Here is a 15,278-nt window from a genome sequence, read left to right as displayed (position 1 = left end):
ACTATACGTCAACAACTACACCTAATTTTTGCAGACCCAATCGCAGGACAGAGTCATTGTTGTCGTAGCCCGCGTTTAATTGCTCGTGCCATGCCGCTAAAGGCTCTAACCAGTGAACTTCCCCAATTTCTTCGATTTGGGCAACGGTTTCGCCGCTGATCGCTTCTGCGAGAAAGTAATGGACTTCCTTATCGATGACACCTTTTTCCGGGTGTGTGAATTGGTATTTGATCATTTCCAAAAAGTCACGGATTTCACTTGTAATACCGGTCTCTTCCCAGATTTCACGAATTGCGGTTTGTTCCACGGTTTCACCCAGCTCCATTTTACCTTTGGCCAAGGTCATTTTACCAAAACGATCTTTAATCATTTGAATTTGCAGCTTGTTATCCACCTTGCGATACACAACGCCACCAGCTGAGATTTCCAACATTCTTCTTTCACCTCTTCATGAATAGTAGGAATTCTATTTTACCAACAAGAAAGGATTTCACTTTGCCAATTGGCATTATGAAATCCTTCTTTCGTATCTAAAACTTAGTTATTAGCGGCTTTTGCAAGCTGTACGACGCCAACTAACTCCCCTTTACACTCATTAACTCCCGCTTCAATCAGCTTCACCTGACACACGCGGCCAATTAAATCTTCACTGCCTGGGAATACAACTTGAATATAATTATCTGTATAACCCATAACAAGGCCATCTTCATCACCTTTATGAGCGCGTTCTGGAATAACTTCCAGTGTTTGACCAACGAATTTCTCCGCGTATGCAAGTTGCATTTTTTCAGAAAGATCAATGAGCTCGTGAACACGTTCGTTCTTTACTTCTTCATCAATTTGATCTGTCATACGTGCAGCAGGTGTTCCTGTACGTTGTGAATAAGGGAACACGTGCATCTCCGAGAATTTCATGGCTTGCATGAACTCAAAGCCTTCACGGAACATCTCATCGGTTTCACCTGGGAAACCTACGATAATGTCTGTTGTAATCGCGACATCGGGCATCGCTTTATGAATGAGTTCGATTTTGCGACCAAATTCTTCTGTTGTATACTTCCGACGCATACGTCCAAGTACCGTATCATTACCTGCTTGAAGCGGCACATGGAGATGGCGGCACATTTTATCCGAACTAGCCAGCACTTCAAGTACTTCATCTGTGATTTGGCTCGCTTCAATAGAGGAAATCCGAATACGCTTTAAGCCTTCCACTTTGTCTAAGTCCCACAGCAGCTTAGCAAGTGAGTAGTTGTCGATATCTTCACCATAACCGCCTGTGTGGATACCCGTTAGAACAATCTCCTGATAACCCGCAGCAACGAGCATACGCGCTTGTTTGATTACACTTTCAGGCTCACGTGATCGCATAAGTCCGCGGGACCAAGGAATGATGCAAAATGTGCAGAAGTTATTACAGCCCTCTTGGATTTTCAAGAATGCACGTGTACGATCTGCAAAATCAGGTACATCCAGTTCTTCGAACTGGCGAGTTTTCATAATGTTACGAACGGCATTAATCGGTTCGCGCTTGGATTTAATTTCATTCACGTAAGTCATGATTTTATCACGATCTTGCGTACCAATAACGAGATCAACCCCAGGAATTGCAAGAATTTCAGCAGGTGACGTTTGCGCATAGCAACCAGTAACTGCGATAATCGCTTCCGGGTTACGACGGATCGCACGACGAATCATCTGACGGCTCTTCTTATCCCCTGTATTTGTTACTGTACATGTATTAATGACATACACATCAGCGGTTTGTTCAAAATCCACCTGTTCATATCCCTCATGCTTAAACATTTGCCAGATGGCTTCTGTATCGTAAAAATTCACTTTACACCCAAGTGTGTGAAATGCTACTGACGACATTCGTCAAACCCCCATTTCTCCAGATTCATATAAAATGCAAGATAAGCCAACCATAGCGGCAGTCTCAGTTCGTAGTATTCTTTTACCAAGTGACACCGACACACATCCGCGCTGCTCGGCTTCTGTAATTTCATCTTCTGTAAATCCACCTTCAGGACCAATAACTAACAACACTTTAGGTTGCTCAGATGACGTTAAGCTTTTCTGTACCAACTGTCGAAAAGATAGGCCCGCTTCACGCTCGTAGCAAATCCATGCCGCATCGAAATCGGTGATCTTATTCAAAAAGTTTTTCCAGCTCTGCACAGACTCCACGTTTGGCACACGATTACGATGCGCTTGTTCCGCAGCTTCCTTCGCAATTTTGTTCCAACGCTCACCGCGTTTCGCTTCCTTCTTCGCGTCATATTGAACGACCGTACGGTCTGATACGAAAGGAATAAAACCTGCCGCACCGATCTCGGTACCTTTTTGAATGACAAGTTCCATCTTATCTCCCTTAGGCAAGCTTTGCGCTATCCACACTTTTACTTGTGCTTCAGCAGCTAGTGGGAGCATTTCTACAATATTCGCAGTAACACTACCCTTATCAATTGCGACAATTCGAACCCTTGCCTCTCGATCCTCGCCATTGGAGCAGATGCATTCATCATCAATCTCTGCACGCATCACACGTACCAGATGATGAGCATCATCACCTGTGATCGTAACAGAGTCGTCGTTAAATTGTTCTTTAGGTATAAAATATCGCTGCATACTCATCTCTGCCTTTACTCTCTTATAGACCAAATATTCCCATCGGAATTCTTAAATGGAACAACGGCTCCAAAATCGAACTGAACAAATCCAATATGACCCATTGCAGCTTAAAAATTGGACCCAACGTAACATTATAGATCGGCTTAATAAATACAGCCAACAATATAATATAAAACAGCCATTGCTCATAAGGGCGCAGCTGCATCGCCATACGTCTTGGCAAAGAGTCCGATAAAATACGGTAACCATCAAGTGGCGGAATCGGAATCAAGTTAAAAATAAACAAGAATAAATTCAACTTTACCATGTAGCCAATGAAAACGAGCACCGCATCCTTCGCACCTACTGACCAGCTGTTAATCCATCCCCATTTGATCATCGCAAAAAACACAGCAAGCGTCACAAATGAAAGGACTAAATTCGATACAGGTCCAGCAACCGACACCAGAATAGACATCAAGCGCGGACGTTTAAATCGGGATGGATTAATTAATACGGGCTTCGCCCAACCGATTCCAAATAGTACGAACAAAATCGTACCCAAAACATCCAAATGTGATCTTGGATTTAGGGTAACACGACCCATGCTTCTCGGTGTTGGGTCACCGAATTTAGTTGCTGTATACGCATGTGCAAATTCATGGACGCTAAATGAAATCATAAGCACCAGCAGCACAAATGGAATTCGATCTAAAGGAAACGCTAAAAAATTACTCAAACTTCGTCACCTACCGTTTTTTCGCTATCAATACAACCCAATCACCATCATACTGTTTCTCTTCAATTTCAAAGCCAGCTGCAACAAGCCCATCGACAACTTGCTGCTCCTTCGAAATAATAATGCCTGACGTAATGTAACGTCCACCCGATTCCAGAACTTGGTACACATCGTCAATAAAGAGAAGAATGATCTCCGCTAGAATGTTAGCCACCACTACTTGCACAGGAAGTTTTACATTTAAAGCAGCACCCGATTCACTTTCTTTAAGTACACCTAGCAAATCACTGAGCTTCGTCGTAATTTGTGAATCAAGCCCATTCAAGCTCGTATTCTCACCTGCGATGGTCACCGCCACAGGATCAAGATCCACAGCCAGCACCTGACGGGCACCTAACTTCGCTGCTGCAATCGAAAGCACACCCGAACCTGTACCTACATCAATAACATCCTCGTCGCCAGCGATTACTTTCTCAAGTGCTTTTAAGCAAAGGGAAGTTGTGGCATGTGTTCCCGTACCGAATGCCATTCCTGGGTCCAATTCTAGAATGATCTCTCCAGGGGAAGCCTCATATTCCTCCCAAGTCGGTTTAATGGTTAGACGATCTGAAATCCGCATGGGTTTAAAATACTGTTTCCACGCATCTGCCCAATCTTCATCGTCTACTTCACGAACGTCATATGTAGGAGCGCCCGTATCAATATTGAAATCCTTTAATTCATTTACACGTTCTTTTAACACTTCAAGAACTTCAACCATGTCTACATCTGTGGAAAAATATCCTTTGATGACCGCACGGCCCTCTGGAATGTCATTGAATGGTTTATCATACAACTGGCCATAAGAGGTGTCACGTTCTTTATTGAGCGTACCTGATTCCTCGATTGATACTCCACCAGCACCTAGTTCATGTATAAAATTCGTTACCATCTCAATTGCTTCTTCTGTCGTATTGACTGTAAGTTCATGCCAACGCATCGTTCACATTGCCTCCGATTTCATGTTTCAGTTATCTTGCTTATTGTACTATACAAACGCTTATGGGTAAAACGCAACCCTCATCCATGTATTTAAAAATTAGTACCACTTGTTCAATCCATAATGAATCCCACTTGTTCCGATCATTGTAAGGAATAACCCGAACCAACCCCATGTAACAGCCCCGATAACTCCACTTACCAAAAGCAATCCCGGACTTGCAAGCCAATACGAAGTTAATTCCATCACGTCACTCTTAAATCGATCGGATATAGAGAATAATTGCAGGAAATCAGCTTTCAGCGCATTTTTTGTCCACACACGCATCCAGATATTAAGAATGATGAATACAACACCAAATAAGATCCATTTTGCAAAAACAGGAATTAAGAACATGGCGCCGCAAACTGGAATAATGCACTGTAAGTATAGTCTTACCTGCTTTCCATCACGTATAAAAGCTTTGATTAAACACTCCGCAACACCCTTAATCGGTGTGTATTTTCGGAACAAACGATTCGATTTACGAAAGAGCAGCGCTCGTCTACGCTTGGTTGGTTTTTTCTTATCATCAACCTGCATCATGATAAGAGACAATAACCGAGTCTTCATTTCAAGCTCTTTGTCTATTTGCTCGTAGAAAGTACCCTGCCAAGCTAACCTCCAGCGACCGACCAGAGGGATCAGGAGTAACATCAATAAAGAAGCCCCACTTGCTATCCAAGGGAAATTCGTTATTAAGTAACCCCCTCCAATGAATAATAAGATGCCGAACAATGTTAATGGTATCTGAATCAAGTAAAACATCCATCCTTTGAACTTAAACCCAATGAAATCATTCACAATCTTTTCAATCCATATGTAAACTGTCCCACCCACAACCAGACTGGCGAACTGCAGACCGTTATATCCCAGTTGCGCGTAGAACCAAGGGGCAAATATCCCACAAATGACTGTGACGATCACGAATCGAATAAAGAAGGAATAGACAAGTCCATACCGCATAATTCCTTTATACCAGCGATCACGATGCAGGATAAATAATTGATCTGCACCTTCAATAAAAAAGCGATTGTTCCCAACACTGCCTACCAACTTAATAACCAGAAGAACGATCGGTAAAATAATAAACACAAACCATGTCGGAGGCTGTTTCCACAGCTGTACGTATTGATAACCTCCAATCAAAAGAGGTGGAACAATAAGATATAAGGCAATTATCCAATCAATAATTAATGAAATGACACGAAGCTGAAATTTTGCATTGTACCGGATTCGATGTAAGAATAACTGTTTTACATTCATCACATGCCCTCCCTAAACCAGCTTATGGAAGCAATCGAATAGGGCAGCTTCTGGCATTTCACATATTTCGCGAATATCATCGAGAGTACCTTGAGCGACAACTGTCCCACCGGATATAAGTACAAAACCATCACATATTCGCTCTGCTGTATCCAGCACGTGTGTTGACATAAGGATAGCTGCACCGCGCTCTTTTTCCTCATTAATCATCATTAATAAATCCTTTGTAGCATGAGGGTCCAGACCGATAAAAGGCTCGTCAACAATATACACATCCGGCTGATTAAGAAACCCAATAATGAGCATCAATTTTTGCTGCATCCCCTTGGAAAAGTTAGCCGGAAGTTCGTGCTTCGCCTCCATTAGCTTAAAACGCGTAAGCAGTAATTCTGTACGCTCTTCAAACACTTCTTGTGGCATCTCATACACGGATGCCGCAAGCACGAGATGTTCCCACATCGTTAAGCCATCATAAATAACTGGATGCTCAGGAATATATGCGAATTTCGCATGTTCAGTCTCAAAAGCGATATCTCCTTCGCAATGAGCTAGTAGTCCAAGAATTCCTTTTATCGTCGTGCTTTTCCCTGCACCGTTGGGTCCAATAATACCTATTAATTGCCCCCGTTTGAGCGAAAAAACAATATCATGAATGGTCGTTTGATCTTTACTGTAGCCTGCTTGATCAATTCGCACCTGTAACGCATATTCGTTCATGTTCGGTTCCCCTGCCTTTTCGATCTATTACGAATAAAATCATAACATTTGATATTATCGCACAGAAAGACAAAAAATCGTACCTGCCTTTATAAGCAGGTACGATTTGGGTAACTCTTTGGCAATCAAAATTGGAGGTTAGTCATCTTGGCGTGCATCCGCAGCTTTTGCGCGTGCTGCTGCAGCAACATCAGCAGCATCTGCTGCATCTGCTGCAAACTCTACATCTTCATTCTTGCCAGCATCTGCTGCATAAGAACGTGATTGACCTGCAGCTTGTCCTGCTGCTGCTCCTACTGCTCCTGCTGCGCCTGCACCATTTTTGTTCATTTCGTTTGGCATCTTCGTTCCTCCTTTCCATTACTAAAATAACCTTTATATTGTTTGCGATCTGCTCGTTAAATATTCCTACTCCAAAATAAAATTTTACGAACAACTATTCTTTCATTTTCTCAAAAGATGCATCATATAGACGAAACATCGTTTTATATCCGGACTCATCCATCTTGATACCGACATCCAGCTTACCTGTTATCATCAACGGACCGGAAGTGTAACGAAGCTTCACACTGTCGGGAACAAAAACGATCATAATTTTATTCCAATAGGTCTCGTTCCCGTTATCAAACGGGCACTCTGCCCCTGGTTTAGGGATGAGAAGAAACCAATGCTTGTCAAAAGAAAGTACCTCACCCATAAAACCTTTAATCTGAACGGTTTTACCACTCATATCCCAGAAACGCTCCGATGGTTGATCCTGCTTCTCATTGTCAAAAAACTGTGACCAGTTAATTTCATTGGATAAGTTGGGTGCTTTCGGTTTGGTGCTTGGCTGCACATCCACCTGCTGAGGCTTGACCGCTGAGGTAGCCTTCTGGTCCGTCCCCTTAGCTGGCTTATCACTTGATGAAGAAGATTTTGCGACTGTTTGCGGCTGTTCTGCTTGTTTGGCCACTGGATGTTCTTCTATTGTCTGTTTGGTTGCATTCCCCTCTGCCGCAGGAAGCGAAGACGACGATGCTACAGTGCTTGGTTGCTCATCAACAAGAGAAGCCTTTGGGCTTGCTGTTGGACTCGGAGCAGGGCTTGTCGAATTATAAGGAACTGCCGTCACAATCGAACTTCCAAAGGATTCACCTCCAGCTTCTATCTTCTTCTGCCCACACCCCATCACTGTGATTAGAAGGGCTGCAGTTCCAATCCACACCATATATTTCGTTATGTTCAATCCCATCACCTCACGACCTAAATAATTGGAGAGGATCCACGCGGTACGCTTGTAACGCCGGTCCAATTGAAGCTAACAGACCGATCAGTAACGTACCTGCTACAAGAAGCCACTCGCCTGGCATCAATTCCCACGATTGAATTTGGAGCCCTGAGAACTCAAATACCGCCTCACGGCTTAAGAACCCTCCTACATGACCAATCAATAAACCTGCTATTAGTCCAATTAGTGTTAATACAATCCCTTCACCAATGAGCGATGCCCAGATAAATTTCTTGGATTTCCCGATCAATCGTAATAGCCCCACATCTTTCTTGCGCTCGTTCACAGCCGCAATTAATGAAAGTAAGATCGAGCCAGCGGCAAGTAAAATACATATGATCGTGACTACACTTAATGCTTGCGTACCTTTATCTACAACATTTACGACATCAGCAACTGCCTTGCTCGTGTAGATCGCTTGAACGTTACTAACCTGACCAAACTTCGTCTTGATCGATTGCGCACCGAGTAACGACTTCGGCTTTACTAGTAGAGTAGTAACTTCCCTTTGATCACTCTGTTGATTTTCATGTACAGCCCACGCATAATCCAGCGTTGTAAAAATAGCCCTGTCATCAGAAGTTAATAAGGACGGTAATATGCCTACAACTGTATAAGAAAAGCTATGGTGATGCTCCCCAGCACTAGCATCGTGGTTATCATCTTCCTCATCGACTGCACCTTTAACAAGCCCATGAGCACCTTGGAATGTATCCCCCACCTTCAGCCCCAATGTACTTGCTACATGAGAACCGACTATGGCTTCGCCAAGCTTGCTATAGAGTTTTCCTTTTGCCATCATCTTATCGGAGCCATATCGTGTTACAAAATAGCCCTGTTCCATCCCGACAATCGGAAAACCATTGTAATTATCCCCAGTTGTCATCGCATAGGCGCTATCTACTTGAGCATCTTTCCGCAACTCGTCTAGCAAGGAGTATGGAATATTACCCGTTGGAGCACCAATATGGTAGTACGTATTTAGAGCGAGTTGTGTAGCACTCCCCTTCGCTCCGATCGTTACTTCAAAAGGACCGTAACCTTTTTCCGCTCCTTGTTCGACCCCTTGACTACAAAGTAATAGAAATACGACTAGCGCTACCGTGATAGCAACCGAAAAAATGGTTAGAAGTGATAGGGTTTTACGGTGAAGAATATTGCTCCAAAGCAACGAAATCAATTTCATACCACTTCTCTCCTAGCCATTTCATTTAGTTCTTGGATATGCACACGTTTGGGGTACATCTCTGCTAAATGCAAATCATGAGTAACCGTAAGCAAAGTCAATTTCTCCGTCTCACATATTTCCAGTAAAAGTGTCATGATATCACCAGCAGTCTCCCAATCCAGACTACCTGTTGGCTCATCTGCCAATACCAATTGAGGCTTCCGAATTAATGCACGAATGATCGCTACCCGCTGCTGCTGACCGCGAGATAACTAAGAGGGAAGGTGGTGTTGTCGATCTTTCAATCCTACACGCTCGAACCAGAAATCCAACTGCTCGCTGCTTTGCTTCTTCGACCAGTCCTGTGGGACGATGAGTTCCACATTTTGTTTTGCCGTGAGCGAAGATATGAGGTGAAAATCCTGAAAAATATAACCAACCTTCTCCGCCCGGTAGCGATCGCGCTTTGCTTCCGAGTACTGATGCAGCGGCTCCCCATCCACCGATATTTCACCCTGATCTGGCGAGATTACACCACTAAGAAGATGCAAAAGTGTGCTTTTTCCACTGCCACTAGGGCCAATCAGAGCCATGCGTTCACCTTGCTGGATCTGCCAATTAGCGACGCTCAAAATCGGTAATTTGTTTCCCCCCACCGTAAACGATTTACTGACACCCCGCATTTCGATCATACGTTCACTCCCCTAAATAGAAAAATAGGACAGGGGCACATAATCCCTGTCCACACACCTTTTCTAATAATTAATTTTTCACAATACGCTCACTGGACGCATCCCATGTCAAGTTTTTGCCAGTCAATTTATTGAATGCTTCCAGAGGCAGATACAACTTTCCGTTATCTTCACTTCCAACTAAGCTGCTTGCTTTACCGTTCTCTGTGATTACTCCCGTATCTACAAGGACGGATAATTGATTACCGTCTTTGGAAAGTGTAACTGTTCTTGTTACTGCGTCCCAAGTCACTTTGATATCTAACGATTCAGCAAGTGATTTTGCAGTAAATAATGTTTTGTTATCACGTGTTACTTTGAAGAGTGGATATAGGTATTTGTCTTGCAGCTCTTTCGTAACTGCTGTTAGATCTGCACCAATCACTTTTGCACCGCTTTTTGCAATATCCGTGTTATCCACATCGCCTTTCACAAGAGAAGCAATCGGACCATATGCCCATACGCCTACATCAACACCTGTATGTCCGTGACCCGTCCAACCAACAGCCAGACGCTTAGAAACAACTGCATTATAACCACCTGCACGGCCATATGAGGAGCCATCACCTTTAAGAATAAGTGCAATTTCTTCATCCGTTAAATCAGTGAAACCCATGTTGTCAGCAACAATTTTACGAACATCATCTGCTGTTTCTGCTTTCTTCAAAATACTGTCTAAAAATTCATAAGAGCGTTTTTCTTTATTAAACAAATCTACGTTTAATTCATACACATTGTCTCTAGCAAGTGACAAGCCACCTGTTTCGTGATCAGCTGTTACAACAACGGATGTATTACCGTCTTTTTTTGCAAAATCAATTAGTGCTTTAAATGTAGCATCTAGTTCAAGTGTTTCTTGGATATCGGCAGGAAGGTCATTCGCATGTCCTGCATGGTCGATCCGAGCCGCTTCTACCATTAACACGAAACCATTTTTATTCTGAGACAAAATATCGATTGCTTTTTGCGCCAATTGCGGCAAATTAGGTGTTTTGTCATCACGATCAAGAACGTAAGGAATTTCAGCACCCGCGAATAGTCCAAGTGCTTTTTCAGTTGTATTAGGAATCGCATCTAAACCCTTTTTATCAAAAGCCGTTTTATAGCCTTTTGCTTCAAAGTCAGGGATGATGTTTTTGTCTGTGCGCTTACCTTTTTCTTCTTTCGTTGTAAAGTTGACTTTACCACCGCCAAAGAAAACATTTACGCCACTGTTAAGGTACTGGGAAGCAATTGCATTTTGGTTACCACGTTGACGTACGTGAGAAGCCCATACAGCAGGTGTAGCTCCGGTAATGTTATCTGTTGTAACAAGACCTGTTGCTTTACCTTGTTTCATAGCAGCTTCGATAACGGAACCGAATGGCTTCGCAACATCGCCGTTGGACACGCTAATCGCGTTGTTGTATGTTTTATTACCAGTTGAGAAAGCTGTTGCAGCCGCAGCAGAGTCCGTAACCGCACCGGATTCTGTTGTATAAGGGCCTGCTTGAGAGTATGTAGTCGCTTTACCAACGTAATAGCCACCATCTAGTTCCAAATGATCTTTGTTCAAAAACTTTTTCGAATAATATCTTGCCGCTGTTACTTCAGCTGGACCCATACCATCACCAATGAGTACAATCAAATTTTTAGATGGTGCGGCTACTGCTTCAGTCGCTTTTGTAGTTGTCGGTGTTGTCGTTGTCGTTGGATTTGCTGCGAGGGCTGCACCACAAACGCTAAGAGAAAGTAATGAAACTGAAAGCCCAGAACCAATGATTTGTTTTAATCCTTTTTTCAAGTGTAACCCCTCCAAAACTAGTATTTCTCTTATCTTAACTTGCATAGATTTAGGGAGAGTTAATAGGACATTTGCGCTGTGTAAAATATTCCAAGAATTGTTAAGTCGCCGTTAACAAAAAACACTCCGTGAGAAGCATCCTACAGATCATCATCATCTGCTAGCCGCTTCATACGGAGTGTTTTGTTTATTTTATTAATGATTAGTCGCCTAATATTGCTTTTTTGAATCTTTCAAATATAGAAAGCTGCTGACCATGTGTATGTTCGCCACTTAGAGCAGCAAACTGGCGAAGCAGATCTTTCTGTTCGTCGTTCATGCTGGAAGGCGTCACAACGGTTACTTTCACGTGTTGATCACCTTGACCATGACCGCGAAGACGTGGAACACCTTTGCCTCTTAGACGGAAATAAGTGCCTGTTTGTGTCCCTGCTGGGATTTTCAGTTTCACTTTTTCAGTTAATGTAGGTATTTCAATTTCATCACCCAGTGCAGCTTGCGCGAATGTCAGCGGCACTTCGCAATAAATATCGTCTCCTTCACGATCAAAGAATTCATGTGTACGTACACGAATCACAACATACAAATCACCGGATGGACCCCCACGTGTTCCCGCTTCCCCTTCACCGGAAATACGAAGCTGCGCTCCATCATCTACACCCGCAGGGATACGGACATGAATCGTACGCTGTTTCTTCACTTTACCTGCACCGTGGCAAGTTCCACATTTTTCACGAATGATCTTACCTTGACCATTACACGTTGAACATACTCGGCGATTAACTACACGGCCAAATGGCGTGTTCTGGGCAACTTCTTGCTGGCCTGAACCTTTACAAGTACTGCAAGTATCCGGCTTTGTGCCTGGTTTGGCGCCACTGCCTTGGCATGTATCACAGTTTTCTGTACGTGGAATCGTAATATCCAATTCTTTACCAAATACAGCTTCTTTAAAATCAATGGTTAACGAATATTGCAGATCGTTACCACGCTGCGGTGCGTTCGGATTGCGTCTTCCCCCGCCACCACCGAAAAACATATCAAAAATATCCCCAAAGCCACCATTAAAATCAGCTCCGCCAAAACCACCTTGGTTCGGGTCAACGTGACCGTACTGATCATACGTCGAACGTTTCTGATCATCACCTAGTACGTCATAAGCTTCCTTTGCTTCTTTGAACTTATCTTCTGCATCGGCAGCCTTATTCACGTCAGGGTGATATTCTCGGGCAAGTTTACGGTATGCTTTTTTTAATTCTTCTGGCGAGGCGTCTTTGCTAACACCTAACACCTCATAGTAATCGCGTTTGCTCATCGTTCCACTCCCACTTATCAGCTACCACGCTGAATTGCTTTTTATTACAGTTGAAAGTCAAAGCATGCTAAACTAGCTGCTTTGACTTTCGTATAAAACACTTTAACATCCACACTCGTCGTTTAAGTTATGACTTGTTTCGCTTACTTCTTATCTTCGTTAACAACTTCATAATCAGCATCAACTACGTTGTCGCGCTTTGGTTGACCTTCAGCACCTGCTTCACCTTGTGCTTCTTGTGCTTGAGCAGCTTGCTCATACAGTTTAACAGAAAGTTGTTGAACAATCTCAGAAAGTTCGTCTGTTGCAGTCTTAATTGCATCAGAATCCGTACCTTCAAGAGCTGTTTTCACTTTTTCTTTCGCTGCATTTGCTTTTTCTACTTCAGCAGCATCTACTTTACCTTCAAGGTCTTTCAACGTTTTATCTACTGTATATACAAGTTGATCCGCGTTGTTGCGAACTTCAACCATTTCTTTACGCTTACGGTCTTCTTCTGCATGCACTTCAGCATCTTTCATCATTTTATCGATTTCTTCAGCATTTAAACCTGAAGAAGATGTAATTGTAATCTTCTGGCTCTTACCTGTACCTTTATCTAGAGCGGATACATTCACGATACCGTTCGCATCGATGTCGAAGGATACTTCGATTTGTGGAACGCCGCGCGGTGCTGGAGGAATATCTCCAAGCATGAAGCGACCCAATGTTTTGTTGTCGCCAGCCATGGAACGCTCACCTTGCAAGACGTGAATTTCTACGCTTGTTTGGCTGTCTGCGTAAGTGGAGAACACTTGGGATTTACTTGTTGGGATCGTTGTATTGCGATCAATCATTTTTGTAAATACGCCACCAGCTGTTTCGATACCAAGGGATAGTGGAGTTACGTCAAGAAGTACAACGTCTTTCACATCACCTGTTAGTACACCCGCTTGAATAGCAGCACCAAGTGCAACAACTTCATCCGGGTTAACACCTTTATGAGGGTCTTTACCTGTTAATTTCTTGATTGCTTCCACAACTGCAGGGATACGAGTGGAACCACCAACAAGAACGATCTTGTCAATATCATTAGCTGTCATACCCGCATCGCTAAGTGCTTGACGAGTTGGTCCTAATGTTCTTTCAACTAGGTTTGCTGTAATTTCATCAAATTTAGCACGAGTTAGAGTCATCTCTAAGTGTTGTGGCACGCCATCAACAACCGTGATGAACGGTAAAGAAATCGCTGTTGTAAGAACGCCAGACAATTCTTTTTTTGCTTTCTCAGCTGCATCTTTCAAACGCTGTACGGCAGATTTATCTTTGCTTAGATCGATACCGTGCTCTTTTTTGAACTCTGCTACGATATGGTTCATTACCAATTCGTCAAAGTCATCCCCACCTAGGTGATTGTCACCGGAAGTTGATTTTACTTCAAAGAATCCATCGCCTAGCTCAAGAATAGATACGTCAAACGTACCACCACCAAGGTCAAATACTAGGATTGTATGGTCTTCTGCTTTTTCCAAACCGTATGCAAGAGCTGCAGCCGTTGGTTCGTTTACGATACGAAGAACTTCTAGACCCGCAATTTTACCAGCATCTTTTGTTGCTTGACGTTGGGAGTCATTGAAGTAAGCAGGAACTGTAATTACAGCTTGCGTTACCGATGTTCCTAGGTATGCCTCTGCATCTGCTTTTAATTTTTGCAAAATGATTGCTGAAATTTCTTGAGGTGTGTAGTCTTTACCATCAATAGATTCTTTGTGATTTGTACCAATGTGACGCTTAATGGAGCTGATTGTACGGTCAGGGTTTGTGATCGCTTGACGCTTCGCTGTTTCACCAACTACACGCTCGCCATCTTTCTTGAAACCAACAACGGAAGGTGTTGTACGGTTACCTTCTGGGTTAGGAATTACGACAGCTTCGCCGCCTTCCATTACTGCTACGCAAGAGTTTGTTGTACCTAAGTCAATACCGATTACTTTACTCATATTTAGTTCCTCCTTGGATTTATGCGGTTGTAACGAATGTTCGTTTTCCGCTTTTATATGAATTTGGGGTTACATACTCACTTTAACCATTGCTGGACGAATCACTTTGTCCTTTAATTTATAGCCTTTTTGAACTTCCTCTACTACGATACCTTCTTCATGCTCATCGGATTCGACGGACATGATCGCTTGATGGAAGTCGGGGTTGAATGGCTGACCGACAGAATCAATTGGAGTTAAACCCTCCTGCTGCAAGACTCCATCAAACTGACGGAATACCATATCAATACCCTTAATCAAGCCATCAAAATCTTGGCTTTCTTTGGAAGCGGAAATGGCACGCTCAAAATTATCAAGTACTGGAATTAATCCTTCAATAACTTTCAATGCTGCATATTTTGCGAAATCTTCTTTTTCCAAACGCGCTCTGCGACGGAAGTTATCAAAATCAGCTTGCGTGCGCAAATACTTTTGATAGTTCTCATCTGCTTGTGCGCGTAATTGTTCGATTTCGGAAGTATTCTCTGTTACATTCTCTTCATTTTCTACGGTTTCAACCTCGTCTAGCTGTTCTTGTTCCAACGATGACGCATCTCCTTCTTGTGTATATGTAGAGGTTTCGTCTCCTACAACCTCTTGGCTCTCATCCAGGTTTGCATCCTTCGTATCTTTAACATCC

Annotated in this window: 14 protein-coding genes and 1 pseudogene; all 15 read right to left on the bottom strand. The window is 43.1% G+C overall.

The features are described from left to right. Window position 1 precedes the first annotated feature (1 nt). The gene (locus tag ACSBOP_RS06915) at window positions 2-433 is read right to left on the bottom strand and encodes an NUDIX hydrolase (protein ID WP_442603689.1); all 432 of its coding nucleotides are present in this window, start codon (window positions 431-433) and stop codon (window positions 2-4) included. 104 nt (window positions 434-537) lie between these two features. Next, entirely contained in the window at window positions 538-1,875 is a 1,338-nt protein-coding gene (gene mtaB, locus ACSBOP_RS06910; protein ID WP_442603688.1) for a tRNA (N(6)-L-threonylcarbamoyladenosine(37)-C(2))-methylthiotransferase MtaB, read from the bottom strand. Window positions 1,876-1,878: 3 nt separating this feature from the next. Beyond that, a complete protein-coding gene (locus tag ACSBOP_RS06905) occupies window positions 1,879-2,631 on the bottom strand; it encodes a 16S rRNA (uracil(1498)-N(3))-methyltransferase (protein WP_442604406.1) in 753 nt (250 codons plus the stop codon). 22 nt (window positions 2,632-2,653) lie between these two features. Next, window positions 2,654-3,352: a site-2 protease family protein gene (locus ACSBOP_RS06900; protein WP_442603687.1), complete on the bottom strand. Its 699-nt coding sequence runs from the start codon at window positions 3,350-3,352 to the stop codon at window positions 2,654-2,656. A gap of 10 nt (window positions 3,353-3,362) precedes the next feature. After that, a complete protein-coding gene (prmA, locus tag ACSBOP_RS06895) occupies window positions 3,363-4,331 on the bottom strand; it encodes a 50S ribosomal protein L11 methyltransferase (protein ID WP_442603686.1) in 969 nt (322 codons plus the stop codon). 99 nt (window positions 4,332-4,430) lie between these two features. Continuing rightward, window positions 4,431-5,636, bottom strand: coding sequence for an ABC transporter permease (locus tag ACSBOP_RS06890; protein ID WP_442603685.1), 1,206 nt, complete (start codon window positions 5,634-5,636; stop codon window positions 4,431-4,433). A gap of 12 nt (window positions 5,637-5,648) precedes the next feature. Further along, window positions 5,649-6,353, bottom strand: coding sequence for an ABC transporter ATP-binding protein (locus ACSBOP_RS06885; protein WP_442603684.1), 705 nt, complete (start codon window positions 6,351-6,353; stop codon window positions 5,649-5,651). A 138-nt stretch (window positions 6,354-6,491) separates the two neighbouring features. Continuing rightward, a complete protein-coding gene (locus ACSBOP_RS06880; protein ID WP_442603683.1) occupies window positions 6,492-6,695 on the bottom strand; it encodes a hypothetical protein in 204 nt (67 codons plus the stop codon). Between the two features lie 94 nt (window positions 6,696-6,789). Further along, window positions 6,790-7,581, bottom strand: a complete 792-nt coding sequence (locus tag ACSBOP_RS06875) for a hypothetical protein (protein WP_442603682.1) — start codon at window positions 7,579-7,581, stop codon at window positions 6,790-6,792. Window positions 7,582-7,591: 10 nt separating this feature from the next. Then, on the bottom strand, window positions 7,592-8,809 hold the full coding sequence (locus tag ACSBOP_RS06870; RefSeq protein WP_442603681.1) for an ABC transporter permease: 1,218 nt from the start codon (window positions 8,807-8,809) through the stop codon (window positions 7,592-7,594). Further along, window positions 8,806-9,474, bottom strand: a pseudogene (locus ACSBOP_RS06865) (ABC transporter ATP-binding protein). The gene ACSBOP_RS06870 and the pseudogene ACSBOP_RS06865 overlap by 4 nt, the downstream one beginning before the upstream one ends. A 79-nt stretch (window positions 9,475-9,553) precedes the next feature. Then, window positions 9,554-11,305 (bottom strand): alkaline phosphatase, encoded by a 1,752-nt coding sequence (locus tag ACSBOP_RS06860; protein WP_442603680.1) that lies wholly within the window; start codon window positions 11,303-11,305, stop codon window positions 9,554-9,556. Between the two features lie 202 nt (window positions 11,306-11,507). Beyond that, window positions 11,508-12,620, bottom strand: coding sequence for a molecular chaperone DnaJ (gene dnaJ / locus ACSBOP_RS06855; RefSeq protein WP_442603679.1), 1,113 nt, complete (start codon window positions 12,618-12,620; stop codon window positions 11,508-11,510). 143 nt (window positions 12,621-12,763) lie between these two features. After that, window positions 12,764-14,599 carry a molecular chaperone DnaK gene (gene dnaK, locus ACSBOP_RS06850; RefSeq protein ID WP_442603678.1) on the bottom strand — a complete coding sequence of 612 codons (1,836 nt, stop codon included), beginning with the start codon at window positions 14,597-14,599 and terminating at the stop codon, window positions 12,764-12,766. 69 nt (window positions 14,600-14,668) lie between these two features. Continuing rightward, window positions 14,669-15,250: a nucleotide exchange factor GrpE gene (grpE, locus tag ACSBOP_RS06845; RefSeq protein ID WP_442604405.1), complete on the bottom strand. Its 582-nt coding sequence runs from the start codon at window positions 15,248-15,250 to the stop codon at window positions 14,669-14,671. Window positions 15,251-15,278: the final 28 nt, after the last annotated feature.

It is taken from the genome of Paenibacillus sp. KN14-4R, assembly GCF_052180255.1.
Classification (GTDB): Bacteria; Bacillota; Bacilli; order Paenibacillales; family NBRC-103111; genus Paenibacillus_AM.
The sequence above is the reverse complement of the archived record's forward strand: the minus strand, read 5'-3'. Positions and strand labels throughout refer to the sequence as shown.

Excerpts from the sequence above, each read along its gene's own strand:
- ACSBOP_RS06880 (WP_442603683.1), bottom strand. The coding sequence starts at position 6,695 with ATGCCAAACGAAATGAACAAAAATGGTGCAGGCGCAGCAGGAGCAGTA.
- mtaB (WP_442603688.1), bottom strand. The coding sequence starts at position 1,875 with ATGTCGTCAGTAGCATTTCACACACTTGGGTGTAAAGTGAATTTTTAC.
- ACSBOP_RS06890 (WP_442603685.1), bottom strand. The coding sequence starts at position 5,636 with ATGAATGTAAAACAGTTATTCTTACATCGAATCCGGTACAATGCAAAA.
- ACSBOP_RS06870 (WP_442603681.1), bottom strand. The coding sequence starts at position 8,809 with ATGAAATTGATTTCGTTGCTTTGGAGCAATATTCTTCACCGTAAAACC.
- ACSBOP_RS06885 (WP_442603684.1), bottom strand. The coding sequence starts at position 6,353 with ATGAACGAATATGCGTTACAGGTGCGAATTGATCAAGCAGGCTACAGT.
- dnaJ (WP_442603679.1), bottom strand. The coding sequence starts at position 12,620 with ATGAGCAAACGCGATTACTATGAGGTGTTAGGTGTTAGCAAAGACGCC.
- dnaK (WP_442603678.1), bottom strand. The coding sequence starts at position 14,599 with ATGAGTAAAGTAATCGGTATTGACTTAGGTACAACAAACTCTTGCGTA.
- ACSBOP_RS06915 (WP_442603689.1), bottom strand. The coding sequence starts at position 433 with ATGTTGGAAATCTCAGCTGGTGGCGTTGTGTATCGCAAGGTGGATAAC.
- ACSBOP_RS06905 (WP_442604406.1), bottom strand. The coding sequence starts at position 2,631 with ATGCAGCGATATTTTATACCTAAAGAACAATTTAACGACGACTCTGTT.
- prmA (WP_442603686.1), bottom strand. The coding sequence starts at position 4,331 with ATGCGTTGGCATGAACTTACAGTCAATACGACAGAAGAAGCAATTGAG.